Annotated in this window: 18 protein-coding genes; 9 read left to right on the forward strand and 9 right to left on the reverse strand. The window is 70.5% G+C overall.

Annotated features, from left to right (window positions below; all coding sequences use genetic code 11):
* Positions 1–28: 28 nt before the first annotated feature.
* From ABZS69_RS11125 to ABZS69_RS11135, 3 genes are all read left to right on the forward strand, one after another.
* Entirely contained in the window at positions 29–1,207 is a 1,179-nt protein-coding gene (locus tag ABZS69_RS11125) for an MFS transporter (RefSeq protein WP_355369634.1), read from the forward strand.
* Positions 1,208–1,271: 64 nt separating this feature from the next.
* Positions 1,272–2,960 carry an ABC transporter ATP-binding protein gene (locus ABZS69_RS11130; protein ID WP_355369636.1) on the forward strand — a complete coding sequence of 563 codons (1,689 nt, stop codon included), beginning with the start codon at positions 1,272–1,274 and terminating at the stop codon, positions 2,958–2,960.
* Positions 2,961–3,226: 266 nt separating this feature from the next.
* Positions 3,227–4,987, forward strand: a complete 1,761-nt coding sequence (locus tag ABZS69_RS11135; RefSeq protein WP_355369638.1) for an ABC transporter ATP-binding protein — start codon at positions 3,227–3,229, stop codon at positions 4,985–4,987.
* Between the two features lie 444 nt (positions 4,988–5,431).
* On the opposite strand, the gene ABZS69_RS11140 is transcribed toward ABZS69_RS11135, so the two are convergent.
* A complete protein-coding gene (locus ABZS69_RS11140) occupies positions 5,432–6,313 on the reverse strand; it encodes an MBL fold metallo-hydrolase (protein ID WP_355369640.1) in 882 nt (293 codons plus the stop codon).
* A gap of 67 nt (positions 6,314–6,380) precedes the next feature.
* Between ABZS69_RS11140 and ABZS69_RS11145 the strand changes: the two genes are divergently transcribed.
* Positions 6,381–6,992, forward strand: coding sequence for a MarR family transcriptional regulator (locus ABZS69_RS11145; RefSeq protein ID WP_355369642.1), 612 nt, complete (start codon positions 6,381–6,383; stop codon positions 6,990–6,992).
* Between the two features lie 205 nt (positions 6,993–7,197).
* Here ABZS69_RS11145 and ABZS69_RS11150 read toward each other — a convergent pair whose 3' ends face one another.
* The gene (locus ABZS69_RS11150) at positions 7,198–8,643 is read right to left on the reverse strand and encodes an alpha/beta fold hydrolase (RefSeq protein ID WP_355369644.1); all 1,446 of its coding nucleotides are present in this window, start codon (positions 8,641–8,643) and stop codon (positions 7,198–7,200) included.
* A 146-nt stretch (positions 8,644–8,789) separates the two neighbouring features.
* Between ABZS69_RS11150 and ABZS69_RS11155 the strand changes: the two genes are divergently transcribed.
* Positions 8,790–9,872 carry a hypothetical protein gene (locus tag ABZS69_RS11155; RefSeq protein ID WP_355369646.1) on the forward strand — a complete coding sequence of 361 codons (1,083 nt, stop codon included), beginning with the start codon at positions 8,790–8,792 and terminating at the stop codon, positions 9,870–9,872.
* A gap of 1 nt (position 9,873) precedes the next feature.
* Here the strand turns inward: ABZS69_RS11155 and ABZS69_RS11160 are convergent, their stop codons facing one another.
* Positions 9,874–11,937: a prolyl oligopeptidase family serine peptidase gene (locus ABZS69_RS11160; RefSeq protein WP_355369648.1), complete on the reverse strand. Its 2,064-nt coding sequence runs from the start codon at positions 11,935–11,937 to the stop codon at positions 9,874–9,876.
* A gap of 72 nt (positions 11,938–12,009) precedes the next feature.
* On the opposite strand from ABZS69_RS11160, the gene mshB reads away from it, so the two are divergent.
* The 3 genes from mshB to ABZS69_RS11175 are packed head-to-tail and all read left to right on the forward strand — an operon-like array spanning position 12,010 to position 13,862.
* The gene (gene mshB, locus ABZS69_RS11165; RefSeq protein ID WP_355369650.1) at positions 12,010–12,915 is read left to right on the forward strand and encodes an N-acetyl-1-D-myo-inositol-2-amino-2-deoxy-alpha-D-glucopyranoside deacetylase; all 906 of its coding nucleotides are present in this window, start codon (positions 12,010–12,012) and stop codon (positions 12,913–12,915) included.
* Between the two features lie 11 nt (positions 12,916–12,926).
* Entirely contained in the window at positions 12,927–13,349 is a 423-nt protein-coding gene (locus ABZS69_RS11170; RefSeq protein WP_355369652.1) for a DUF6113 family protein, read from the forward strand.
* A gap of 18 nt (positions 13,350–13,367) precedes the next feature.
* Positions 13,368–13,862 (forward strand): flavin reductase family protein, encoded by a 495-nt coding sequence (locus ABZS69_RS11175; RefSeq protein ID WP_355369654.1) that lies wholly within the window; start codon positions 13,368–13,370, stop codon positions 13,860–13,862.
* Positions 13,863–14,025: 163 nt separating this feature from the next.
* Here ABZS69_RS11175 and ABZS69_RS11180 read toward each other — a convergent pair whose 3' ends face one another.
* Complete coding sequence (locus tag ABZS69_RS11180; RefSeq protein WP_355369656.1) at positions 14,026–15,009, reverse strand: hypothetical protein; 984 nt, start codon at positions 15,007–15,009, stop codon at positions 14,026–14,028.
* Between the two features lie 75 nt (positions 15,010–15,084).
* On the opposite strand from ABZS69_RS11180, the gene ABZS69_RS11185 reads away from it, so the two are divergent.
* Positions 15,085–15,507: a hypothetical protein gene (locus ABZS69_RS11185; protein WP_355369658.1), complete on the forward strand. Its 423-nt coding sequence runs from the start codon at positions 15,085–15,087 to the stop codon at positions 15,505–15,507.
* 25 nt (positions 15,508–15,532) lie between these two features.
* On the opposite strand, the gene ABZS69_RS11190 is transcribed toward ABZS69_RS11185, so the two are convergent.
* The 5 genes from ABZS69_RS11190 to ABZS69_RS11210 form a co-directional block, all read right to left on the reverse strand.
* The gene (locus ABZS69_RS11190; protein WP_355369660.1) at positions 15,533–16,369 is read right to left on the reverse strand and encodes a hypothetical protein; all 837 of its coding nucleotides are present in this window, start codon (positions 16,367–16,369) and stop codon (positions 15,533–15,535) included.
* A 249-nt stretch (positions 16,370–16,618) separates the two neighbouring features.
* A complete protein-coding gene (locus tag ABZS69_RS11195; RefSeq protein WP_355369865.1) occupies positions 16,619–19,105 on the reverse strand; it encodes a penicillin acylase family protein in 2,487 nt (828 codons plus the stop codon).
* A 349-nt stretch (positions 19,106–19,454) separates the two neighbouring features.
* On the reverse strand, positions 19,455–20,810 hold the full coding sequence (gene cysS, locus ABZS69_RS11200; protein ID WP_355369662.1) for a cysteine--tRNA ligase: 1,356 nt from the start codon (positions 20,808–20,810) through the stop codon (positions 19,455–19,457).
* Between the two features lie 116 nt (positions 20,811–20,926).
* A complete protein-coding gene (locus tag ABZS69_RS11205) occupies positions 20,927–22,816 on the reverse strand; it encodes a sigma factor-like helix-turn-helix DNA-binding protein (RefSeq protein WP_355369664.1) in 1,890 nt (629 codons plus the stop codon).
* Between the two features lie 50 nt (positions 22,817–22,866).
* Positions 22,867–24,684 carry a UvrD-helicase domain-containing protein gene (locus ABZS69_RS11210; RefSeq protein WP_355369666.1) on the reverse strand — a complete coding sequence of 606 codons (1,818 nt, stop codon included), beginning with the start codon at positions 24,682–24,684 and terminating at the stop codon, positions 22,867–22,869.

Raw genomic sequence — 24,684 nt, forward strand, 5'->3', positions numbered from 1 at the left:
GATGGTGACCCTCTGTTACACAGGGTGTATGTCTGAGCTTCGTAAAGGTCAGGTGTCGAACCTGGCCCTGGCCACTGCGGCGTTCGCGGTGACGTTCTGGGCGTGGAACCTCATCGGGCCCCTGGCCGGGAGCTACAGCAGGCAGTTGGGGCTCTCGCCGACCCAGACCTCGCTGCTGGTGGCGATCCCCGTGGTGGTCGGGTCGCTGGGGCGGATCCCGGTCGGGGTGCTGACCGACCGGCTCGGCGGGCGGCGGATGTTCGCGGCCGTCTGCTTCGTGTCGATCGTGCCCGTGCTGTTCGTCGGGTGGTCCGCTTCGTACGGGTGGCTGCTGTTCTGGGGGTTCCTGCTGGGGATCCCGGGGACGTCGTTCGCGGTCGGCGTACCGTTCGTGAACGCCTGGTACGAGCCCGCGCGCCGGGGGTTCGCCACCGGTGTCTTCGGGGCGGGCATGGGCGGGACGGCGCTGTCCTCGTTCTTCACGCCACGGCTGGTGGAGGACTTCGGGCGGCCTGCGGCTCATGTGCTGATGGCGGCGGTGCTGGCGCTGATGGGGGTGATCGTGCTGGGCGGGAGCCGGGACTCGCCCGCGTGGTCCGCCGCCACCGCGTCGGCCCTGCCCAGGATGCGGGAGGCGGTGCGCATCAAGGCGACCTGGCAGTGCGCCTTCCTCTATGCGGTGACTTTTGGTGGCTTCGTGGCTTTCTCCACCTATCTACCGACATTGCTGCAGAACGTGTACCGCTTCGCCCAGACCGACGCCGGGCTGCGTACGGCCGGGTTCTCGATCGCGGCGGTGGTGTCGAGGCCGCTGGGCGGGGCGCTCTCCGACAGGATCGGGCCGGCCAGGGTGCTGTTCGTCGCGCTCGGCGGGACGGTGGTGATGGCGCTGGTGCTGGCCCTGCGGCCGCCGCCGGAGGCGCCTGCCGGGGCGAGCTTCGTGCTCATGGCGTTCTTCCTTGGCCTCGGGACCGGTGGCGTGTTCGCCCTGGTGGCCAAGCTGGTGGAGGCGTCCAGGGTGGGGACGGTGACCGGGCTCGTCGGGGCCGCCGGAGGGCTGGGCGGGTACTTCCCGCCGCTCGTGATGGGGGCCGTGTACACGGTGTCGGGGGCGTACACGATCGGGTATTTGCTGCTGGCGGTGACCGCGCTGGTGGCCCTCGCGTACACGTACCGGGCGTTCCGGACGCTTCAGGAGCGGTTTTAGTACGTTCCAGCTGCTCGAAAATCGTTTGCCGAGCCGGGGTGCGCCTTGTCAACCTTGTCAGGCCATGCGCTCCCTTCCTGAAGCCGATCCCGGCGTGCCCGACATCCGCAGCCCGCTCCGCTACCTGTGGTGGAATGCGCGGCGGCAGTCGGCCACCCTGCTCATGGGCATCGGCTTCGCCACCCTGTGGTGGCTGGTGCAGGCCCTGATGCCGGCGGTGCTCGGGAAGGGCATCGACGCCGTCACCGCGAAGGACACCCGGGGGCTGCTGCTCTGGGCGTCGGTCCTGTTCGGCCTGGGGCTGATGCAGGCGTTCACCGGGATCATGCGGCACCGGATGGCCGTCTACAACTGGCTGGCCGCCGCCTACCGCACCGTGCAGGTGACCGCGAGGCAGTCCGCCAGGCTGGGCGCCACGCTGCCGAAACGGCTCTCGACCGGCGAGGTCGTCAGCGTCGGCAATTCCGACATCGCCCACATCGGCAACTCCATCGACATCCTGCTGCGCGGCACGGGCTCCGTCGTGGCCATCGTCACCGTCACCGTGATCCTCATCTCGACCTCGCTGCCGCTCGGGCTGCTGGTCCTGTTCGGCGTGCCGCTCATGGCCGTGGCCGTGGGGCCGCTGCTCAGGCCCCTGCACAGGCGCCAGGCCAGGCAGCGCGAGCTGGCCGGCGACCTGTCCACCAGGGCCGCCGACATCGTCGCGGGGCTGCGGGTGCTGCGCGGGATCGGCGGGGAGCAGGTGTTCACCGACCGCTACCGGGCCGAGTCGCAGCGGGTCCGGCAGGCGGGCGTGGGCGTGGCCAGGGTCGAGTCGGTGCTCGAAGGCGCCCAGATCGTGCTGCCCGGCCTGCTCATCGCGCTCGTCACCGGCATCGGCGCCTCGTTCGCCGCCGCCGGGGAGATCCCCATCGGGCAGCTCGTCGCGTTCTACCTCTACGCGGTCTTCCTGATCGGCCCGATGCGGACGCTCACCGAGGCCGCCGACAAGCTCACCAAGGGCCACGTGGCCGCCGGTCGCGTGATCCGGATCCTGTCCATCCAGCCCGAGGTCACCGGCGGCACCGGCGCCAGCGCGGGCGGCGTGCTGCGCGACTCCTACAGCGGCGTGACCCTCCAGCCCGGCTGCCTCACGGCGGTCGCGGCCGACACCCCCGAGGACGCCATCGCCATCGCCGACCGGCTCGGCCGCTACGCCGACGGCGACGTCACCTTCGGGGCGGCCGACCTGTCCACGCTCCCCATCGACGAGGTCCGCGCCCGCATCCTGGTCGCCGACAACGGCGCCCGGCTGTTCACCGGCCGCCTGCGCGACGAGCTCGACGTGCGCGGCGGCGCCACCGACGAGCGACTGCGCGACGCCCTGCGCGCGGCCTGCGCCGAGGACATCGTGGAGGCGCTGCCCGACGGGCTGTCGACCACCGTGGCCGAGGCCGGGCGGGAGTTCTCGGGCGGGCAGCAGCAGCGGCTGCGCCTGGTCAGGGCGCTGCTTTCCGACCCTGAGGTGCTCATCCTGGTCGAGCCCACCAGCGCCGTCGACGCCCACAGCGAGGCCCGCATCGCCGAACGCCTGGTCGAGGCCCGGGCCGGCCGGACCACGCTGATCTGCACGACCAGCCCGCTGGTGCTCGACCGTACCGACCACGTCATTTACGTGGAGGGCGGGCGGGTGCTCGCGGAGGGCACGCACCGGCAGCTTCTGGACAGCTCGCCGGAGTACGCGGCCACCGTGACCCGCGGAGAGGACTGACCCATGTCCCGGACCCGCGGAAACCACTGCCCCCTGCCCACCTCGGGCGCTGGGCTCCCAACTGACCCACCGCGCCCCGCCCGCCTTCGCACGGAGTTCCGGCGCACTGGAGCCCTCAGCGTCTGGGACGTCCGGAGACGGGACCTCAGCGTCCGGGACGTCTGGGACCTCTGGGGACGGCCCCAATCGACAAGGTGCACACTCAGGACACTCGGGATACCCGGGACACCCGGGAAGCTCGGGAAGCTCGGGGAGGGGTAAGCAGGATGGCTCGCGAAATCTTGCCGGTCGCCGACCGAAAACAGGTTCGCGCCTACGCCAGGCGCCTCACGCTCCGCTACCCACGCCGGCTCACGATCGCGCTGGCCCTGCACGGCCTGGCGGCGGTCGCGGGCCTGGTGGTGCCGTGGCAGCTCGGCGCCCTGGTCGAGGACGTCCAGTACGGCCACGAGGTCAACATCGCCGTCGTGGCCGCCGCCATCGGGGGCTTCCTGCTGCTGCAGGGAACGCTCATGCGGTACGCCGTGCTGGCCTCCGCCAAGCTCGGCGAGAAGGTGCTGGCGGAGCTGCGCGAGGAGTTCGTGGACCGGGTGCTCGGGCTGCCGCTGTCCACGATCGAGCGGGCCGGATCCGGCGACCTGATCACCCGTACCTCCCGTGACGTGGACGCGCTTTCCCGCACCGTGCGCAACGCCGTCCCGGAGACGCTGATCGCCCTGGTCACCTTCTTCATCACGGCCGGAGCGCTGCTGCTGGTCAGCCCGCTGCTCATGCTGCCGATGCTGATCGCCGGGCCGCTGATCTGGGTCTCCACCCGCTGGTACCTGAAGCGGGCCCGAGACGGCTACCTCCGCGAGAACGCCGCCTATGCCGACATGACGGAAGGGCTGGCCGAAACCGTCGAGGGCGCCCGTGCCGTGGAAGCGCTCGGCCTGCACGCGCGCCGCCGGGCGCGTACCGACGGCGACATCAGCCGCTCCTACGCGGCCGAGCGGTACACGCTCGGGCTCCGCACGGTGTGGTTCCCCGCAGTCGAGCTGGGCTACGTGATCCCGATGGTGACCACACTGCTGGTCGGGGGCCTGTTCTACACCAATGGCTGGGTCGCGCTCTCCCAGGTGGCCACCGCCACGCTCTACGCGCAGCAGCTGGTCGACCCGCTGGACAGGTTCCTGATGTGGATCGACGAGCTGCAGGTGGGTGGGGCGTCCATGGCCCGGCTGCTGGGCGTGGCCAACGTGCCCGACGACCGGGCGGCCGGCTCCTCGCGTCCCTCCGGCGAGCTCCTGGAGGCGTCCGACGTCCGGTACGCGTACCGCGAGGGCCGGGACGTGCTGCACGATGTGTCCCTGACCGTCCGGCCCGGCGAACGACTCGCCATGGTGGGCCCTTCGGGCGCCGGCAAGTCCACCCTGGGCCGGTTGCTGGCAGGCATCCACGGGCCACGTACCGGATCGGTGTCCGTGGGCGGGGTCCCGCTCGTGGACCTGCCGCTGAACGAGCTGCGGGGGCACGTGGCGCTGGTGACGCAGGAGCACCACGTCTTCAAGGGCTCGCTGCGCGACAACCTGCTGATCGCCCGCCCGGACGCCTCCGACTCGGCCGTACGCCAGGCACTCGAGGCGGTGGACGCCCTCGACTGGGTCCTCGCCCTGCCTGAGGGCCTGGAGGCGGAGGTGGGCTCCGGCGGCCTGTCGGTGTCGCCCGCCCAGGCGCAGCAACTCGCCCTGGCCCGCCTGGTGCTCGCCGACCCGCACACCCTCGTCCTGGACGAGGCCACCTCCCTCATCGACCCGCGCGCGGCCCGCCACCTCGAACGTTCGCTGGCCGCCGTCCTGGACGGCCGCACAGTGATCGCAATCGCCCACCGGCTCTACACGGCCCACGACGCCGATCGGGTGGCGGTCGTGGAGGACGGCCGGATCAGCGAGCTGGGCTCGCACGACGAGCTGGTGGCGGAAGGCGGTTCCTACGCCGCCCTTTGGACCAGCTGGCACGGCACCCCAACCACCACCACCCGCTCCTGACCCACCAAGCCACCCACCCCCGGCCCTGGACGCCCTCACCACCGAACCGGAACCTTGGGTGAGGTCGCGCTGAGGCGCATGCGCCCTGACCGGAGCTCTGGGTGGGGCCGCGCTGGGACGTCAGGCAGTGTGGCGGCTCAGGTGTTGTGCCCGGGGGTGAGGCAGTGGAGCGCGTGCGCCTTAACTGGAACGCTGGGTGGGGTCGCGCTGAGGCGTCAGGCGGCGGCCAGTGGCCCGTCCGCTGCACTGAGGTCTCCGTCGGTGAGGCGGATGCGCCCCGGCCGGAACCTTGGGTGGGGCAGCGCCGAGGCGTATGCGTGCCCTGCGTGGGACGCTGGGTGGGGTCGCGCTGGGATCTTAGGCGGTGAGGTGGTGGCCCCTGTGCTGCACCGGGCGTCAGGCGGTGCCGGACGGGCATTCGGGCGCATGGGGACTAATGGGGGCTCATGCTACGGGCACCCAGGTCAGGCCGTTGGCGGTGTTGCTGTCGACGCGGCCGAACACCACGTCGGCGAAGTGCACGCCGAAACCGATCGTGTCCGGGCGCTGCAGCTCGTTGACCAGCCGGTGCCGGTGCACCGTCGACTCCACCGAGTCCAGGTCCACACCGGCGAACCAGTCGGGGCGCCGGATCTGGGCTGAGGAGTGCAGGGCATCGCCGAACGCGATCAACCGCCGGCCGCCGGACGTGATCGTGTACGTCGTGTGCCCGAACGTATGCCCAGGCGCGAGCGCCACCCGAACGCCCGGGAAGATCTCCTCGTCGTCCCGCACGGTACGCACCCGGGTCGCCAGCGTGGCGAGCATCTCGTCGGTCGTCCCCTGCTCAAGACTCAGTTGCCGCTGCTCCCACTCGGGCTCGGAGATCAGGTAGTCGGCCTCGGTGAACGCGGGACGGCCGCTGCCGGGCGCGGGATGCCAGGCCCAACCGAGGTGGTCGAGGTGGAGGTGGGTGAACGCCACTGTTTCGATCTCGTTGGGTCGGCGGCCCAGCTTGGCGAGGTTGTCGAGCAGGTCGCCACCACGGATGGCGCCGATCTTCGGATTCTCCGGATCGTCGGGTACGGACACCGGCCCCACTCCGGCATCGATCAACAGGGCCCTCTCCCCGTACTCCACCAGCAGCCCACCAATGCTCCCAACGAGGTTCCCCGTGTGGTCGAGGAAGGCGGCGTTGTCCTGCCAATCCTGCTCCGTCGTCCTGAGCAACCACCCGTACGGCTTGAGCTGCACCGCGCCATCGGGCACATAGCTGATCTTGAGATCGCCGAGCTGCAGGGAACGGACAGAGGACGGCCGACGCAGACGCTCTTCGTAGTCGTTCATGGCAGAGAAACTTACAACTAGAACTATTAAAGCTGCAAATATGCATGCTTGAGCTATCCTGGCTGATGTGAAGTCGCCCGAGCCCACTACCATCGCCGCCGCCAACGCTCCCACCACCGGCCCTGCCACCACCGGCCCTGCCACCGGAGCTCCCGCCGCAGGGGCCTCCACTACCGGAGCTCCCGCCACCAGGGCTTCCACTACCGGTGTTGCCGCCACCGGGGCTGCCACTGCTGGCGTTGCCGCTGCCGGTGCTGCCGGCGGTGACAGTGCGGAGCGCGCGATCGCCGAGCGGAACCTGTGCGGCCTCGTCGGTGCCTTGGCCAAGCAGATTGAGGGCCACATCAGGGAGCGGGCGGGGTCGCTGGACCTGACGGCGGCTCAGGCGGTGGCGTTGCGTGAGCTCAGTGGCCCGATGACCATGCGCGACCTGGCCGATCGGATGAGTTGTGAGCCGTCGAACGCCACGTTCGTCGTCGATCGGTTGGAGGAGCAGGGCATCGTCGAACGACGCCCGCACCCCGGCGATCGCCGAGCCAAGCAGCTCGTGCTGACCGCCCGAGGCGCCGCGCTCCGCGAGCGGTTGATGGACCTGCTCACGGAGGCCTCGCCCTTGGCTCGGCTCACGTCGGAAGAGCAGACCACCCTGAGCGAACTGCTGACGCGGGTGGTGCGATAACCGGGTGCTCGTCGGGCGATTCGGACTCCGCCTTCGACACATCGAACGCCTGCCACCTAGGGGTTGGTTGTTGGCGCCTGGGGTGAGGGCTCGGTTCGCCCTTGGCGGTGTTGTTCGGGTGGGGAGGGTCGCTGCGGGCAACGGTGGTGGGTCGCTGGGTGGGTTTGGTCTGGTCGTGGTGGTCGTGGTGGTCAGGGCGGTGGGGTCAGCATTGGGTTTTGGTCGGGGGGAGGGTGCGGTCGGTGAAGTAGCGGTTGATGTGGTCGCGGGCGCAGGGGTTGGCGCCGTACAGGGTGTGGCCGGGGCCCTCGTGGCGGATGACGGCGCTGCCGGGGACCTGGGCGAGGACGCGGGTCACCGCGTCCGACTCGCCCCAGGCGCCTGCTCCCAGCATCGGTGGGAGGCCCTTGGGGAGAGGGGCGGGTGGGTTGCTGACCGGCTCGGGCCAGCCGATGCAGCCCAGGGTCGCTGAGGCGAGGGTGTTGGCGGTGCCGGTGTTGGGGGCCACGCGTTGCACGCGCTTGATGGTGGCGGTCATCTCCTTGCGGTTGGCGAAGCGGGGCCAGTCGGCGCATTCGGTGACACCCGTGGACTGGTCGGGGTAGCGGGCGCCGCGCTGCGGGACGAAGTCCGAGGCATCGCCGTCGACGGCCTTGCGGATCGCCTGGGCCAGCTTGGGCCAGGCGGTGGTGCCCTGGCGGGCCAGACCCAGGGCGAAGCTCTGCAGGTCGCGGGTCCGGTAGGCGACGTTGGCGGTCTTCGTGGGGACGGGGGTGCGGTCGGCGCGGGCGATCAGCGTGCGCCAGAGGGCGGGGACGTCCGCGCAGTCGTTAGTGGCGCACCAGGTGAAGAAGCGCTGCAGGGACTGCTCGTTGGACTTGGCCGCCGCTTCCAGCTCGCGCTCCCAACTGGCGGCGCTGTGGTTAAACGTGCCGTCGAGGACCATCGTGCGGATCTTGTCTGGGAAGAGGCGGGCATATGCCTGGCCGTAGAAGCCCGCGTAGGAAGCGCCGTAGTAGTTGAGCTTGTCGTCGCCGAGGGCCTTTCTGATCGCCTCCATGTCTCTGGCCTGGTCTGCCGAGCTCATGTTGGCGAACAGCTCCGGGTCCTTGAGCCGGCAGGCCTCGGCGTAGCCGCGGTTGGTGTCGGACAGGCGGCCGAAGTCGGCGTCGTCGCGGGGCGGGTCGGGGATGGGGACGCGGGTCCAGGCGCACTGCAGGCCCGTGCTGAGGCCCCCGAACTGCTCGCCGTAGCCGCGGGTGTCCCACGTGACGATGTCCATGCGGTCGCGGAGCTTGGTCCACCAGTCGGGGACGGACTGCGTGAGGCCGAGGCCGGGGCCGCCGGGACCGCCGTAGGCCACCAGGACCGAGCCTTCCGACTTGCCGGTGGCCTTCAGACGGCCCAGCTTGAGGGTGATCTTGCGGCCGTCCGGCTTCTGCCAGTCGGCCGGGACCTGGAGGTCGTCGCACTCCATGCCGATCTTGTCATTGGGGCAGGTCTGCCACTGCTGCGGCCCGCCGGCGGCGGACGCTGCGGACGCAGAGGTGGTCGGCAAGGTCCCCATGCCCAGCAAGGCCAGGGTGATGGTGAGGGGCTTGAGCATGGCGTTCACGATGCCGGAGTGGCGGGCGGGATCGCGTCGGACCACGGTTTGGTCTTTGGGGGTGGGAGTCGTACCAGGGGTTGTCAGACCGCTGCCGCCTCGACCGTTCTATGTTGATATTTCCGGATGGAGGTGGTTCGTGGGTGCGATGGGTCTTGCGGTGGTGGGGTGGCGTTGTCACGATCGACGGCGTGAGCAAATGGCAGTGGGTCTGGGAAGGCGCGCTCGGGGTCGTCGCGGTGCTGGGGCTGGGGATGGTCCTGTTCACCGCTCCCAGCGCGCACCTGCTGAACATCCTCGCGTCCTCCGCGCCGCTCGGCCTGGTCGCCGTGGCGCTCTCCCTGTCGCTGCGCACCGGCACGCCCAACCTGGCCGTGGGCGCCGTGTCCGCGCTGTCCGGAGTTCTCATCGCCTCCGTCGTGGTCTTCCTCGGCATGCCGCTGGTCGTGGGGCTGCTCCTCGTACTTCTTCTCGCCGCGCTTTCCGGGCTGGTCATGGGGGCGTTCACGGTGCTGCTGGAGGCGCCGTCCTGGGTGGTCACGCTCGCCGCCGCCGTGGTCTGCGACGCGCTGTCGCTCGCGTTCAGCCAGGCCAGAACGATCATTTTGCCGCAGCCGCCGGCGCTCTCGCCCGTGGTGGGGTTCGCGGTGTTCGCCGTCGTCTCGGTGGCCGGCGGGGTGTTGTGGGCGCGGCGGGGGTTCCGGGAGTGGCTGACCATGGGGTGGGTCGGCCCGCTCGTCGGGCTGACCGGATCCTGTGTGCTGGCCGCTTTGGGCGGGTTCATGCTGCTGTTGCGGCTGGGGGCGGCGCAGCCGGGCTCTCAGGGGTTGTTCACCGTCGTGTTCGCGCTGGCCGCCGTGCTGCTGGGCGGCACCAGTGCGTCGGGTACGGCCGGGCGGCTCATGGGTGTCGGCGCGTCGGGTACGGCCGGGCTCGCGGGTGGCGCCAGTGCGCCGGGCGCGGCCGTCCTTGGCGGGGCGTCGAGTGCGGGTGGGCTCGGTGGGGCGCCGGGCGCGGCCGTCCTCGGTGGGGCGTCGGGCACGGGCGGGCTCGGGGGTGGTGTCAAGGTGACGGGTACGGAGGCCGCCGGCGCAGTGGCCGGCGAAGGACGTGGAGCAGTCGTCGGCACGCTGCTCGCCGTCCTCATCCTGGCGATCGCGCAGGGCGAACTCGCCCTGATGAACGCCCCCACGTACCTCACCATGATCGTCCTGGGCGGCGTGGTGATCGCCGGTCTGACCGTGTCCAGAGCGCTCGACGCCCTGCGCCAGTAGGTCAGCCCAGCGACCTCTTCAAGAAGTCGACCTGGAGCAGCAGCAGGTTTTCCGCCACGACCTCCTGGGGCGTCATGTGCGTCACCCCGGAGAGCGGGAGCACGCTGTGCTGCCGACCGGCCGCGAGCAGGGCGGACGACAGGCGCAGCGTGTGGGCGGCCACCACGTTGTCGTCGGCCAGGCCGTGGATCAGCAGCAGCGGACGTTCGAGCTTGCCCGCGTCCCCGAACAGCGACGACTTCTCGTACACATCGGGCTGCTCGTCCGGATGGCCCAGGTATCGCTCGGTGTAGCACGTGTCGTACAGCCGCCAGTCGGTCACCGGCGCCCCCGCCACCGCCGCGTGGAACACGTCGGGCCGCCGCAGCACCGCCAGCGCGGCCAGGAAGCCGCCGAACGACCAGCCGCGAATGGCCACCCGCGTCAGGTCGAGATCGTCGGGATACTGCTCGGCAACCCCCTGCAGGGCGTCGATCTGGTCTTCGAGCGCGGGGGACGCCAGGTCGTTCAGCACGGCCCGCTCGAACTCGGGGCCCCTGCCGGGAGTGCCGCGCCCGTCCGCCACGATGACCGCGAACCCCTGCTCGGCGAACCACTGGCTCTCCAGGAACGCGCCGCGCCGGTTGAGCACGCGCTGCGCGTGCGGCCCGCCGTACGGATCCATGAGGACCGGCAGCTTCCCGGAGCCCTGCTCGTGCCACGAAGGCAGCACCACGGCGGTGGCCAGCTCGCGGCGGCCGGAACGGCCGAGCGAGACCCGCAGGTCGAGGCCGGGCCGCTCGGCGAACGACGGGATCGGCACCGCCATGCCGTCACGCCGCACGACCGTGGTCGACACGCCCTCGGCGTCGAGGCTCTGCTCGGTCAGCACGCCCACACCGCCCGACATCCGCCCCGAGAACACCCCGGACCGGGTCGAGACGGGCAGCAGCGAATGACCGTCCCACGTCCACAGGTGGACCTCGGTCGGATCGCCGCTCGCGCTGAACAGCACGCTGTCGTGATCGACGTCGAGCACCGCCCGCACCTGCAACGTGGGCGGCGTGACCGCGCGGTCGCCCACGAACAGCCGGTTGCCGCCGTCCGAGGCGGCCACCCACACCAGCGACCCGTCGTCGAGGTGCGCGGGCACGCCGGAGACGACGTCGACCCAGGCCGGATCGGTGTCCTCGCGCACCAGCTCGGACGCGCCCGTCGCCGGGTCGACCTTGAACAGCCGCATCGTCCGCTGGTCGCGCGTCATGGTCACGATCGACAGCGCGTGGGGGTCCCAGGCCGCCGTCGTGAGGTATTCCTCCTCGTACGGCACCGCGACCCGCGACCCGTCGAGCCCCAGCACGAACAGCTCGGTGACCGCGTTGGGCGTGCCGGCGGCCGGATAGCGCTGGGCCGACGCGGGGCGGTCGGGGTTGGCCGGGTCGGCGATGTGCCAGATCCGGACCGGGGCCTCGTCGACGCGTTCGACCAGCAGCGCGTCGCCCGACGGCGCCCACCAGTGGCCGCGCATCCTGTCCATCTCCTCGGCGGCGATGAACTCGGCCAGCCCGTACGTCACGGTCTCCGCCTCCGGCGTGGCCAGCGCGCGGTCCTCGCCGGACCCGAGGTCCTGGACGCGCAGCGCGCCGCCGGTGACGTACGCGACATGTGCCCCGTCCGGGGACAGACGGGGGTCGATGACCGCATCCGGCGTGTCCAGCCGGCGCACCTGGCCGGTCGCGAACTCGACGACGTAGAGAGCGCCGGACAGGGCGAAGCAGGCCCGCGTGACGTCGGCGTCGGCGGCGTAGGCGACCACGCCGCCCGCCGCCTCCCGGCTGCGCTCGCGCCTGGCCCGCTCCTCCGGCGGCAGGCTCTCCTCGTCGGCGTCGAGCGTGCGCGGGTCGACGACCAGGCGCTCGACATGGGTGTCGGTGTCGAGCTCCCACAGGCACGTCACCGGGTCGGTGCCCGACTTCGTGCGGAGGAAGACCACCCTGCCGCCGTCCGGAGTGATCGTGAAGCCCCTGGGCACTCCGAGGGTGAACCGGCGGGTCCTGGCAGACAGTCGCGGGTAGCTCTCGCTCATGCGCCCAATCCTGCCACCGCCGATGAGGAACCTGCGCAATGGCGTCCGGAGCCCGTCTGTACGCTCGTTCCTATGACTGATCGACGGCTCCTCCTCGTACACGCCCATCCGGACGACGAGTCGATCGGAACCGGGGCGACCATGGCCAAGTACGTCGCCGAGGGCGCCCACGTCACGCTCGTGACCTGCACTCTCGGCGAGGAAGGCGAGATCATCCCCGGCGACCTCGCCCACCTGGCGGCCGACCAGGACGACGCCCTCGGGCCGTACCGGATCGGCGAGCTCGCCGCCGCCTGCCAGGCGCTCGGGGTCGAGGACCACCGCTTCCTGGGCGGGCCGGGCCGCTGGCGGGACTCGGGGATGATGGGGGTGGCGTCCAATGACCACCCGAAGGCGTTCTGGCGCGCCGACCTCGACGAGGCGGCGGGGGAGCTGGTCAAGGTCATCCGGGAGGTACGGCCCCAGGTCCTCGTCACGTACGACGACAACGGCTTCTACGGGCATCCCGACCACATCCAGGCGCACCGGGTTTCGCGCAGAGCGTTCGAGCTGGCGGCGAAACCGGACTTCGGTGAGGGCGAACCGTGGCAGATCGCGAAGTTCTACCACACGGCCCTCGCCCGGTCCGTCATGCGGCGCACGACCGAGGCGCTGCGCGAGGCGGACGTCAGTTTCCTGGTGGAGGACGTGGAGGACATGCCGTTCGGCAACGTGGACGAGGACGTCACCACCGAGATCGACGCCCGACCGTGGATCGGCAACAAGATGGAGGCCATGCGGGCGCACGTCACGCAGATCATCGTGGACGACCCGTGGTTCGCGCTGTCCAACAACATCGGCCAGGAGGTCCTGGGCGTCGAGCACTACAGGCTGGCCATCGGCGTACGCGGCCCTGCCGTGCCCGGCCCGCCCATCGAGGCGGGCGGCCTGGGCGATCCGCACACCCGCGAGAACGATCTCTTCGCGGGCATCCACTAACCTCATGCGACATGGAACATCGCAGCCAGGCCGAGTCGGCTCTGGGCGGGGCGGCGTACGGCATGCTGTTCGTGCTCGGCGTCGTCATAGGGGTCGTGGGCGGCTTCACGCATCCGGATCCGAGGTGGCAGGTCGGGCCCGTCCCGGTCGCGGCGATCGTGTGGGTGCTGGTGCTCTTCGCGGTGTGCCTGGGGGCGGGGAAGCTGATGCGGGCCAAGCTCGGGGCCTTCATCACGGCGGTCGGCTGGTTGCTGGTGACGATGCCGTTCACGCTGAAGCTGAGCGCGGGGGATCTGGTGATCGCGGATGGTCTGCCCGGATACGTGTATCTGTACGGAGGGCTGGCGGGCATCGTGGCGGCCTATGTGCTTTCGCCCTCGTCAGAGAGGGGATCGTGGCTCTTGCATGGGTACCCTCCGAAGAACTCTATGTAGAGGCATAAAGTAGCGTTCGTGCATTCCATCGAGCGGCCCGTGGATCCTGGAACGTACCGCAAGGTCGTCGGCCGCTTCGCCACTGGAGTCGCGATCGTGACGACCAGGCTGGGCGATGTCGATCATGCGATGACGGTGAATTCGTTCACCTCTGTCTCCCTTGATCCACTCCTCGTGCTGTTCTGTGCGGAGAAGGTGGCCCGGTTCCATGACGCGGTGCTGGAGGCGGGGATATGGGGGGTCTCCGTGCTGCCGGCCTCGATGGAGGACGCCTCGCGCTTCTTCGCCCACCGGGGGCGGCCGTTGAACGGGCAGCTCGCGCGGTGGCCGCATCACCTGGGGGAGTCGGGGGTGGCGTTGTTCGACGGGGCCATCGCGACGGTGGAGTGCGTGACGACGGCGGTGCACGACGGCGGGGACCACTCGATCGTGGTGGGCGAGGTGACGGCCCTGGACACGCCTTCGGACGGGGCGCCGCTTCTGTACCACGAAGGGCAGTACAAGACCCTTTAGGCGCTCCTGTGAGCCTTTCCGCTGCGCATGCAGTGGTGAGGTCGTGCGGAGCGGCGGAGGCTTCTCTCCGGCATGAACGCGGGCACGGGCACGGGTGTCAGCGCGGGCATGAGTCGGGCCAGGCGCTTGGCCTGGCCCGCTCACTTGGTCGCCTCCCTTGTCGCTACTGAGTGGAAGCGCTGGCCGATTCCGACGGTGTGGTGGTCGGGGTCTCCGTCGGGGTGGCTGTCGGGACGCCGGTGCCGGTAGGCGTCGCCGTGCCCGGCGGGGTCTCGGAGGGGAGCTCTGTCGGCGTCTCCTCCGCCGGCGGCGGACAGATGGGGATCTCCGGCGCGCCCTCCGTCGGCGGCACGGAGCCCGTCGGGGCGTCCGTCGGGGTGCCGGTCGGGGTTTCGGTCGGAGTTGTGGTCGGGGTCGTGGTGGGTGTTTCGGTCGGGGTTTCGGTGGGAGTTTCGGTCGCGGTGTCAGTCAGAGTCGGAGTGGGCGTCGGCGTATCGGCGACCGGCGGGGACTCCGTGCCCGTGGCCGTGCTCGTGGCCGTGGGCGTACCCGTGTCCGTCGGAAGGGCCGACGGCGGAGGGGCCTCCGTCGGAAGGGTCGTCGGCGGAGGGGTCTCGGTGGGCTCGACGCTCGGCTGACAGGTGAACGTCACTGTCTGCGTGACCGTCGGGCCCGGTTCGGTGACCGTGACCCGCTCCTTCACCGTCACCGTCGGAAGGGGCGTCAGTCTGACCGCCACCTTGCCCTTTTTCTTGTACGTGCCCCGGCCGAGCCGCTTCGTGGACTCTCCCGAGCCCTCGGTCACCAGGAGGTCGACGCTGGTCGTCTTGCAGGACCTGCCCTTGCATACTCGCTGCTTGATCGAGAAGAGGGCAATCTGCGCGTCCGTGATCGATACATTCAGGTAGGAGACGCCTCGCCTCTTGACTACCTTCGTCGTGGCGGTGTACTCCCCGATCGTGGGAGTCTCCGTGGGTGACGGACTCGCCGTCGGGACGGTGGTTAACGCCACTTGCGCGCCTAGAGCGCCTAGTCGGTTGTCAGTGGATCGTACGGGATCGGTTGCTGACGTCTGGGTGATCGCAACTCCGCCGGCTCCTGCCAGTGCGACGGTGCCGAGCAGCGCGCCCAGGATGGAGAATCTCATAATCCTGCTCTTGTGGGAGATTTCAGGACGGGGATCATTATTCCGACTTGTCAAGATTGGTCAAGACTGAGACGCATGGATACGCGCTTCCGGTTCCGGCGCGTGGCGAACTACATCAACCTCGCCACGCCGCTCGGTCTGCTGATCTCGATCATCGGTGGCGCGACCCGGAGCCCTGGCCCCAACGGGCTCATCCTGGCCTTCGGCTACCGCTACGGCTTCCCCGTCGCAGGGGCGTTCACCGTGGGAAACGTCGTCCTGACCAAGTGGGACTCGCTCCCCGACCACCTCGTCCGCCACGAGGGCCGCCACGCCACCCAGTGGGCCTGGTGCGTCGGCCTCCCCATGCTGCCGCTCTACCTGCTGTCGATGCTCGTGTCGGTGCTGGTCTGTGGCAACCAGGCTTCATACAACGTTTTCGAGCGCTTGGCCGACTTGGAAGACGGTGGCTACCCCCGGGCCCCGCTGCGGTGGCGACGACCGAGCGACGGCGCATGAGATCCGGGCCCGCGCCCGATCCCGCCTACGGTGGGGGAGTGCGTTCTGGTGAGCCCTTCAGCCAGCTCAGCGTGAGCGCCGCGATGGCCAGGCCGGAGATGGCGCCGGCGCAGAGGACGGAGGCGGTGGAAGGGGACACCAGGGTGATGCCTGCCAAGGCGAGGGCCGAGACGGCGGTGGCGATGGCCACGTAGAGCCAGGTGGCCAGGCGAATCCAGCGGACGCGGGAGTCCTCGGAAGGCAGCGTGCGGGAGAGGAGCCAGGACAGGGCCGGTAAGAGGAGGACGCCGTGCATGAATATCGCGTGGGCGGGCTTCAGGGTGGTGGCCACCGTGTACGCGAGTTGCTGGTTTCCCGTCACCACCTCGATGACGCCTTGGGCGATCATGACGGCGCCGAACGCCATGGCGGCGAGGAGCGTGGCGAAGCCCGCGCGTACGGCCAGGCGCATGCTCGGGGCCAGGTCTGGATCGGGGCGGAATGCGGCGATCGTCATGATGATCGCGATGGCGATGAGGACGCCGCCGCCTGCCGCCAGGGTCCTCGCGACGGTCGTGTCGAAGGCGGTCTCCATGTTGAAGTGGGACGGCACGCCCCGCCACGCCTGGAGGGTGATCAGGGCCACCTCCAGCGTGGACGCCACCGCGAAGGCGCCGACCAGGAGCGGGCGGGCGCGGACCCGTACGAACTGGGAGACCCAGGTGAGGGTCAGGACGCTCAGCCCGAACGACACGCCGAACGTGAACGGTTTGCGCCACGACACCGCGCCCTCCCACGGCCCGCCGTCCACGACGAACACGCCCAGGTGAACGAGGCCCGCGAGCATGAGCAGGACTCCGACGAGGTACCAGAGGCGATTCATGGCGCCATCGTGGCAGGGAGGCGGAGGCTGGTGCGTCGGCCCAGGGTCTGGATCGTCTCTACAACGCTGGTCGTACGGCGAGGGGGTGTGGCGTCGGACCTCGGTCGTGTTTACCGGCGGCGTCCGGTGGGGCGTCGGTCCTCGGTCGTGTTTACCGGCGGCGTCCGCTGGGCCGCCGTCCTTGTCGCGGGGTGGTGCGGTTCGGGGGGTGGTGCGGTTCGGGGGCGCCAGACCTCGCGGGGCAGGGGGTCAGGGGGTGAGTTTGAGGGTGTGTACGGCCGCCTTCTTGATCGACTCGGGCTTCGCGTACATCGGCAGCAGGTCGCCCTTGGCCCAGATCTCCGCCTGATCCCAGTAGTTGTCGTGGAAGGCGTGTCCCGAGGCGCCCGTCAGGTTGATCCATTGGGACTTGTCCGTGTCGGACAGGTCGACGACCATGCGCATCGACGGGACGGCGCTGATCGCGTACCCCTTCTGGACGTTCCACCCCGTGGCGTTCACGGCGTCCTTGCTCCCCGCCACGGCCAGCGGCCCGCGGTTGAACAGGGCCTCCACCGGAGCTATCCCCGAGGTCCCCAGCGAGCCGTTGACCAGCTCCAACTGGTGCAGGTCACCCCAGCGCCAGGACTTGACCTCCGGCCCGAGCCGGTCCGACAGCTCCTGGTACGCCGAGGCGAGCGCCTGGCGGAGGATGTCGTCGCGGGTCTCCTTGATGTTCTTGGTGGTCACGTCGTCCCAGAAAGGGTCGTCCGGGGTGTCGAGCAGCCGCCGGACGACCTCGTACCAGCGGTCTCCTCCGGCCGGTCGCGCCGCCTCCGGCAGGTCGTCGTCGAACGTCAGCATGAGCACCTGCCGCCACACCGCGTTGAAGTAGGCGGCGGGGGTGGAGTCGAGGCCCTGCGTGCGGTCCCACGTCTTCAGCAGCTGCCTGGCCTCGCCGCTGGGCCCCGCGAGATCCACCCGCATCAGGGCCGGGATCAGCGTCTCGGCGAAGCCGTTGTAGGTGTCCTGCTGGATCGACGACATGGTCGCCGCGTCGATCGGGCCCTTCTTGATCGCCGCCTTGATGCGCTCGCGGATGCGTTCGGAGCGGTAGCCGTTCGCCCAGTCCATGGTCAGCAGGGGCTTGTAGCGCTTGGGGTCGATGACGGCGTTGTTCGCGGTGACGATGAAGCCGTCGGCCGGGTCCTCCACCGAAGGTAACTGGTCGTACGGGATGGGGGCCGTCATCCAGTCGTACTCGCCCGTCCATCCTGGGACGGGCCAGGTGCCGTCGCCCTTCTGCCGTACGGGGATGCGACCGGGAGCCTGGTAGCCGATCTTGCCGGTGGTGTCGGCGTAGACGAGGTTCTGGGACGGCACCTCGAACAGCGCCGCCGCGGCCTTGAACTCCTGCCAGTCACCGGCCTTGTTCAGCGCGAAGATGGCGTCGGCCGACCGGCCCGGCGTCAGCGCCGTCCATTGCAACGCCACCGCGTTGGCCTCGCCGCTGGGTTTGGCGGCGCTTATCACGTCGTTGATCAGCGGCCCGTGCCGGGTGCTCTTGACCGTGATCGTGACCGGGGCGCCGCCCGCGACCTTGATCTTTTCCTGCCTGGTCTCCAGCTTCAGCTGCTGGCCCTTGTACAGGTACGTGTCGCCCTGCACCTGCTCCAGGAAGAGGTCGGCCACGTCGGGGCCCAGGTTGGTGAAGCCCCACGCGATCTTGTCCGTCTGCCCGATGATCACACCGGGCACGCCCGAGAACGTGAACCCGGTCACGTCGTACGGGCACGCCTCCGTGACCTTCCTGCAGTGCAGCCCGGCCTGGTACCAGACGGAGGGCATCTGCGGCGACAGGTGCGGGTCGTTGGCCAGCAGCGGCTTGCCGCTGGCGGTGTACTCGCCGGAGATCACCCACGAGTTGGACCCGATGCCCTCGCGGTCCTCCGTGCCCATCGTGTTCGGTACGGCGTCCAGCGTCTTGGCGGCCTGGGCGATCGCGCGGCTGGCGCGTGTCTGGGGCTCCGCCTGCTGGTCGAAGCGGCCCCGGTCGATGGTGCCCTGGGTGACGATCGGGCTGTGGCGGTCGTACGGGTAGCCGGGGTAGAGCTGCTCGACGCGCTCCCTGGGCAGCTTGGTCAGCGCCAGCGCGCGGTCGATCTCGTCCTCCATGTTGGAACGCAGGTCCCAGGCCATGGCCTTCAGCCAGGCCACGGAGTCGGCCGCGGTCCACTTCTCCGGCGTGTACCCGCCGTTCTGGATCTTGAGGATGGAGTATTCGAGGCTGCGGTCGGAGGCGTTCGGGTTGGCGCTGAGCCAGGCGTTCACGCCTTTCGCGTACGCGTCCAGGTAGCTCCGGGTGTCCTGGGACAGCTCGGAGAGCTCCTCCTCGGCGACCTTGCGCCACCCCATGGTCCTGATGGCCTTGTCGTTCTCGACGGTGGCCTTGCCGAAGAGCTCCGAGAGGCGGCCCGCGGTCAGGTGGCGGCGGAAGTCCATCTCGTAGAAGCGATCCTGGGCGTGGACGAACCCCTGAGCCGTGAACAGGTCCTCGGCGGTGTCGGCGTAGATGTGCGGGATTCCATATTTATCCCGATAAATCTCCACATTCCCGGTCAGGCCCGGCAGTCGCAGCGATCCATCCACCTGCGGGAACGACTTCCGCACCGTGTAGACGACGACCCCTGCCAGCACCAGGGCCAGCGCGAGCACTACGGTCAACACCCGAGCGAACCACCGCAACGGCCGCGGCATCCACGCATAGGGCCTCACCGACACCTCCATCTCCGCCGAACTGGCATCAAGTCTGTCAGCCCGAGATCACTCCTCCGGCCGACTTTCCAACCCTGGGCGGAGGACTTCGGAACGCCTGATTACGGGCGAGAACCTCTCCCTCACTCGCCGCATCCGGCCGGCCGGGAAGGCGGTGCCGCCCGCGGGGCTCACGATCCCGGACGTGACGATGTACGACGAGTGCGGCAATCAGCCGGCCGTCTGCACCTCGGGCATGACGAGACTCGTGCTGCCGGGCGGGATCGTCGCCTACGCCAAGACCGGCGCCGCCGCCGGCGCGACCCGAGCCGGCGAGCCCCCGGAGTGGGGGTCAGGTCCAGGTCTGGCCGTCCTGGGTGTCCGCGACGCGTACCCCCATCTCCGCCAGCTCGTCCCGGAGCCGGTCCGCCTCCTCCCAGTCCCGGGCCTCCCGCGCCCGCTCCCGCGCCCGCAGAAGCTCCCCGGCTCCTGGGGGCAGCACCCGCGCCTTGCCGATCTCCGTCGAGAGGTCGAGCCCCAGCACCTGGTCCACGTGCAGGAACGTCTCGAACTTGGCCCCTGGCGCCACCGACTCGTCGCGCTCCAGGTCCCGCAGGACGCGCAGCGCGGACGGCGTGTCGAGGTCGTCGGAGAAGGCGGCCTCCACCCGGTCCGCATAGTCCGGGGACATCGGCGCGCTGGGCGACTCCGACCACTCGGCCACCCGGGCGCGCCAGCGCCGCACCGTGCGGTCGGCGGCTCGCAGGGTGTCCCAGGTCAGGTTCAGCTGCTGCCGGTAGCGGTGCTCCAGGAACGCCATGCGTACGGCGAGAGGGTCGAGTCCGGCCGTGACCACGTCCGAGAGCAGCACCACGTTCCCCGTGGACTTGGCCATCTTGCGGCCGTCGAACAGCAGGTGCTCCCCGTGCACCCAGTGCCGCACCACCTCGTGCCCCGTCGCAGAGTTGGACTGGGCGCGCTCGTCCTCATGGTGGGGGAAACGCAGGTCGATCCCGCCGACGTGGATCTCGAAGCGGGAGCCGAGGAAGCGGAGCGACATGGCCGAGCACTCCACGTGCCACCCCGGGAAGCCGGGCCCCCATGGCGAGTCCCAGGTCAGGTCTCCGGAGGAGGGTTTCCACAGCGCCCAGTCGGCGTGGAAGCGCTTGCGCGAATCGACGGCGTCGATGCGGTGGGCGGGCTTGAGCGAATCCAGGCGATTTCCCGAAATTTCGCCGTAAGTGGGGAAGGTTTGGACGTCGAAGAACACCGACCCGTCCGGCACCTCGTACGCGTGCCCCCGCTCGATCAGCTTGGCGATCAGCTCGATCATCAGGTCGACGGTCTCGCTCGCCCGGGGCGTGTGCTCCGGCGGGCGGAGGTTGAGCGCCGAGGTGTCGGCCCTGAATGCGTCCTCGTAGAAACGGGCGAGCTCGCGCACCGATCGCCCCTCCGCCCGAGCCTGCTCCAGGACCTTGTCGTCGCCGGAGTCGGTCAGGTGGCCCACGTCGGTGATGTTCTGGCAGGCCAGCACGCGTACCCGCCGCCGTTCGAGCACCCGCCTGATCAGGTCGGACAGCAGGTACGTACGGAGGTTGCCCACATGCGCGTGGCGGTAGACGGTCGGCCCGCACGTGTACATGCGCACCGCCCGCCCCGCGTCGATCTCCTCGACCTGCCTGGCACGCGTGTCGTAGATCCGGAGCATCCTCCGAGCCTAGCCGCGCCGGCCGCCCGGAAAGCCGAGGACGTCCCCGGGTCTACTGCCCAGGCAGCCAAGGGCGTCCCCGGGGCGACCGCCAGGGAGGCTGATGGCGTCCCGGGTCAGCCGCCCAGGAAGCCGAGGATGTCCCGGTCGCCGCGCTCGCGCAGCCTGCCCAGCACTTCCTCGCGCGCCGCCGTGTCGGGCATCCCCATCCTGGCCCCGATCAGCCGCAGCCCCTCCAGCTCCGAGCTGACGGGGGCGGTGTAGCCGATGAGGTACAGGGCGCGGTTGACGGGCGGCATCCCGACCGGCGCGGCAGGCAGGTAGCGGGTCAGCAGCTCGCCCCCGTCCGACACGGTCAGGAACACGTGGTCGCCCTCGCTCGCCTTGAAGTCGGCCAGCACGTTGCGGATGGACCCCATGGTCGGCTGGTTGTGCCAGCTGATCACCACGTCCCCGGACGGGGTCGAGGCGGTGAGCTGCCCGCCCGGAGCCATCCCCAGGTACGCCGCGAACCCGGTGGGCAGCGGCGAACCGGACCCGCGCAGGTGCTCGGCGTTGACGTCCACCCGGTGCCACCAGCGGCCGTCGCGGGAGCGGAAGCTGCGCCGCGTCTCCGACACGTCCTTGCGCGGCTGGTACGGCTCCGCCTCCCCGGTCGGCGAGGTGCCGGCCACCCGGATCCAGCCCCGCTGCGTCCGCTCGAAACCCGGCCCGCCCGAGTAGGCCCGCACCGAGCTCTCGCTGACGTCGTACTTGGCGGTCAGGTTGGTGACGATCGTGCTCACCGAGGCCTCGCCCCCGGCGCGCTCGATCTCCCTGGCGATCATCTCCCTGATCCCCAGGTACTCGTCGCCGCCCCATCGCGTCAGGCCGTACTTGTTCCGGTCGACCCGTCGGAAGCGTTCGTCGGCGGTGAGCTGGTTGCGGATGCCGACCAGGCTGTAGTCCTCGCCGATGCGCTCCTGGATCTCCTCGGGCGACAGGGGCGCGCCCGCCACCGCCAGCACCGCCTCGGCCTTCTCGTTGATGCTGCGCGGCCACGGCACGACGTGCTGGCCCAGCACGCGCAGCTGCGGCACCGCCAGGATCCACCGCTCGGCCACGTCCTCGCGCACGCCGAGCTGGGTGACCAGGGTCACCGCCTCGCCGAGCGGCCGCGGCCCGTCGGCGAACAGCTGCCGTGTCTTCTCCCGGAGCTCGTCGGCCCCGCCCGCCACGAGCCACCCGTCGGACTGCTCGTAGCCGGTCAGCAGCGTACGCACGAACCGCCACGCCGGGATCCCCAGCGAGCGCAGCTCGGCCCGGTGCCACGGCACGGCGGCCTGCAGGTCGTCGGCCGGGACCGCGGAGCCGAGCCGGCCGCGCAGCCAGGAGACGTGCGCGACGAGGGCGGAGGCGTCCGGCTTGCCGAGCCAGGCCTCCACGTGGTCGCGCAGGTCGCGCTCGATCTGCCGGATCCGCTCCCGCGTGACCGAGAAGCGCTGCGCCAGCTCGTCCAGCGTGGCCCGCTGCGCGGCGTAGAGCCGGTCGCGGGCGATGGCCCGCTGCCGGTCGTCCAGCGCCCCGAACAGGTCGTCGATCAGCTCGGGCAGCGGCTTGTCCGGCCTGGACGGCACGGAGGCCGCGGGGGACACGGGGGCCGCGGAGGGCACGGACGGCGCGGGCACCGCCTCGGGCGCAGGTTCGAGCAGCCGCTCGAACACGCCGGAGAACAGCTTCTGCACCATGTCCTTGCCCAGCGTCTCCGGGGTCCGCTCGGCCTCGGCGGGGTCGGAGAAGCGCAGCAACGGGAGGATGTCGCCGACCATCAGATGACCCCAGCAGGCCACGGCGAGGTCGGCCAGGCGGCCGGCCACGGTCTGCGTTCCGACTTTGGCGCACGCGCGATCGAGGGGGATCGCCTGCCACCAGGCCTCCGGCAGCTGTGGCTCCTCCACGATCGGCGCGATCTGACCAGGGGAGGTCCATCGCAGGGGTGGCGCGAGGTCGCTCAGGCTGAGGTTCATTGAGGTCCAACCGGCAAAGGGAAGATATATCCGCAGTTCAGACTATGAGATTAGAGTGACAAAAACGGGCTGCCTCTTCCGGAATGGGAGATATAGAGCATCGCACGAGCCCGAGTGCAGGCGACGAACAGTATGCTCCGTTCGCGCTGGAGGGCACGAGCCCTTGCGTCCGGCTCCTCCGGCGGCGGCTCGGGCACCACGCCCTCCGCCACGCCGATGAGCGCCACCCGCTCGAACTCCAGCCCCTTGAGATGCTGGAACGTCCACGCTCGCACGTCCAGCCCGTTCAGCGCCCGCCTGGCGTCCCGGACGAGCCGCGGATTGCGCGCGCCGACGGCGATCTCCTCCGCGGGTACGCCGTCGGCCAGCCACGACTCGACCGTGCCGCGCAGTCCGGCCAGCTCCGACTCGGGCGTGTCGTAGGCCCTGACGACGGGCCGGTCGCCGTTGCGCGTCGAGTGGAAGCCGTACATGTTGGTCGTGCCCTTGACGAGGCCGCTGGCCGGGCCGCCGCGCAGCCGTACGACGAAGGACAGCAGCTCCTGCGGCAGCCGGTAGGAGAGCTTGAGCGTGTGCTGGACGGTGGGGATGCCGACCGCGCCGAGCGCCACCCGCGTGTCGGTGATCCGCTGGTGCGGGTCGCCGACCACGAACAGGTCGTTGCGCGCCCGTGGCACCGCCGCGCGCAGCAGCCGCCACTGCGCCGGGCTGATGTCCTGCGCCTCGTCCACGACAATGTGACGGTACGGCTTGTGTTCCGGATCCACGTCGTCGAGCAGGCCGCCCGTCGCCAGGGAGAGCAGCCTGAGCGCCTCGTCCGTCAGCTGGGCCAGCGTGCGCGCCCCCGGGCCGACCAGCGCGGGGCGGCGGCCCTCCGCGTCGGCCACGATGCGCAGGGCCAGGCGTTCGGCGTTGCCGACCTCGACCCGCTTGCGGACCACCTCGTCCTCGATGAGGAGGTCCAGCTTCGCCGACAGCTCCTCGGCCAGCCCCTGGGAGAACGTCACGAGCAGCACCGGGCCCGACCCGCGCGCGGCCAGGTACGCGGCCCGCTGCAGGGCGACGACCGTCTTGCCGGTGCCCGCCCCGCCCACGACCAGCACCGGCTGCTCGAAACGGGCGGCTCTGGCCAGCCGGTGCTGCGGCGGGTCGAGGAACGTGCACCAGGCCGGCGCCCCGAGCACCCGGTCCAGCTCCACCTTGTCGGCGACAAACGCCGCCCGGTCGGGGCTGCGGCGCAGCGCCGCGTGCAGGTCCTCGGGGTCGATCGGCCCGGTGTCCTCGTCGGAGGCGCGCCAGGCGTCCAGCTCCCGCCACGCCTCGGTGAGCGTGCCGCCACGGGCCAGCACGGCGAGCGGGGCGTGCTGGGTGGGCGGGAGCAGCGGTTCGAGCGCGGCCACGTCGGCCTCGGTCGTGATCAGCCTGAACAGCGGCAGCATGTGCACGTCCAGGCCGATGCCCATCAGGTCGCCGTCGCAGATCGGGTCGAACAGCCCCGAGAACCTGGCCGATCTGCGTAATGCGGGCTCGACGCGTTCGAGTGCCTCGGCGTCCCACTCCTCGACCACGCCGATCGCCGGGTTGACCCCGAACCTGAAGCGCCGCGCGTAGGACCAGGCGTCGGGGTCGGGCAGCACCGTGCGCAGCCAGTACACGTCACGCTGCCGCACCACCACCCCGCGATGGCCCTCGGCCAGCCGCAACGTCGCGACCCGCGGATCCCGGCCGCCCCTGACCCGCTCGGGGTGCGGGGCGCCGGCCACGTTCAGCAGGAACCGGCGCAGCGCGACAACGGCGTCCCTGCGCACCGGCTGAGCCAGTGCGCTGAGCTCCCTGGGAAACTCAGGGCCGATCGCGAGCCGCGGCAC

It is taken from the genome of Nonomuraea sp. NPDC005650 (assembly GCF_040605375.1).
Classification (GTDB): Bacteria; Actinomycetota; Actinomycetes; order Streptosporangiales; family Streptosporangiaceae; genus Nonomuraea.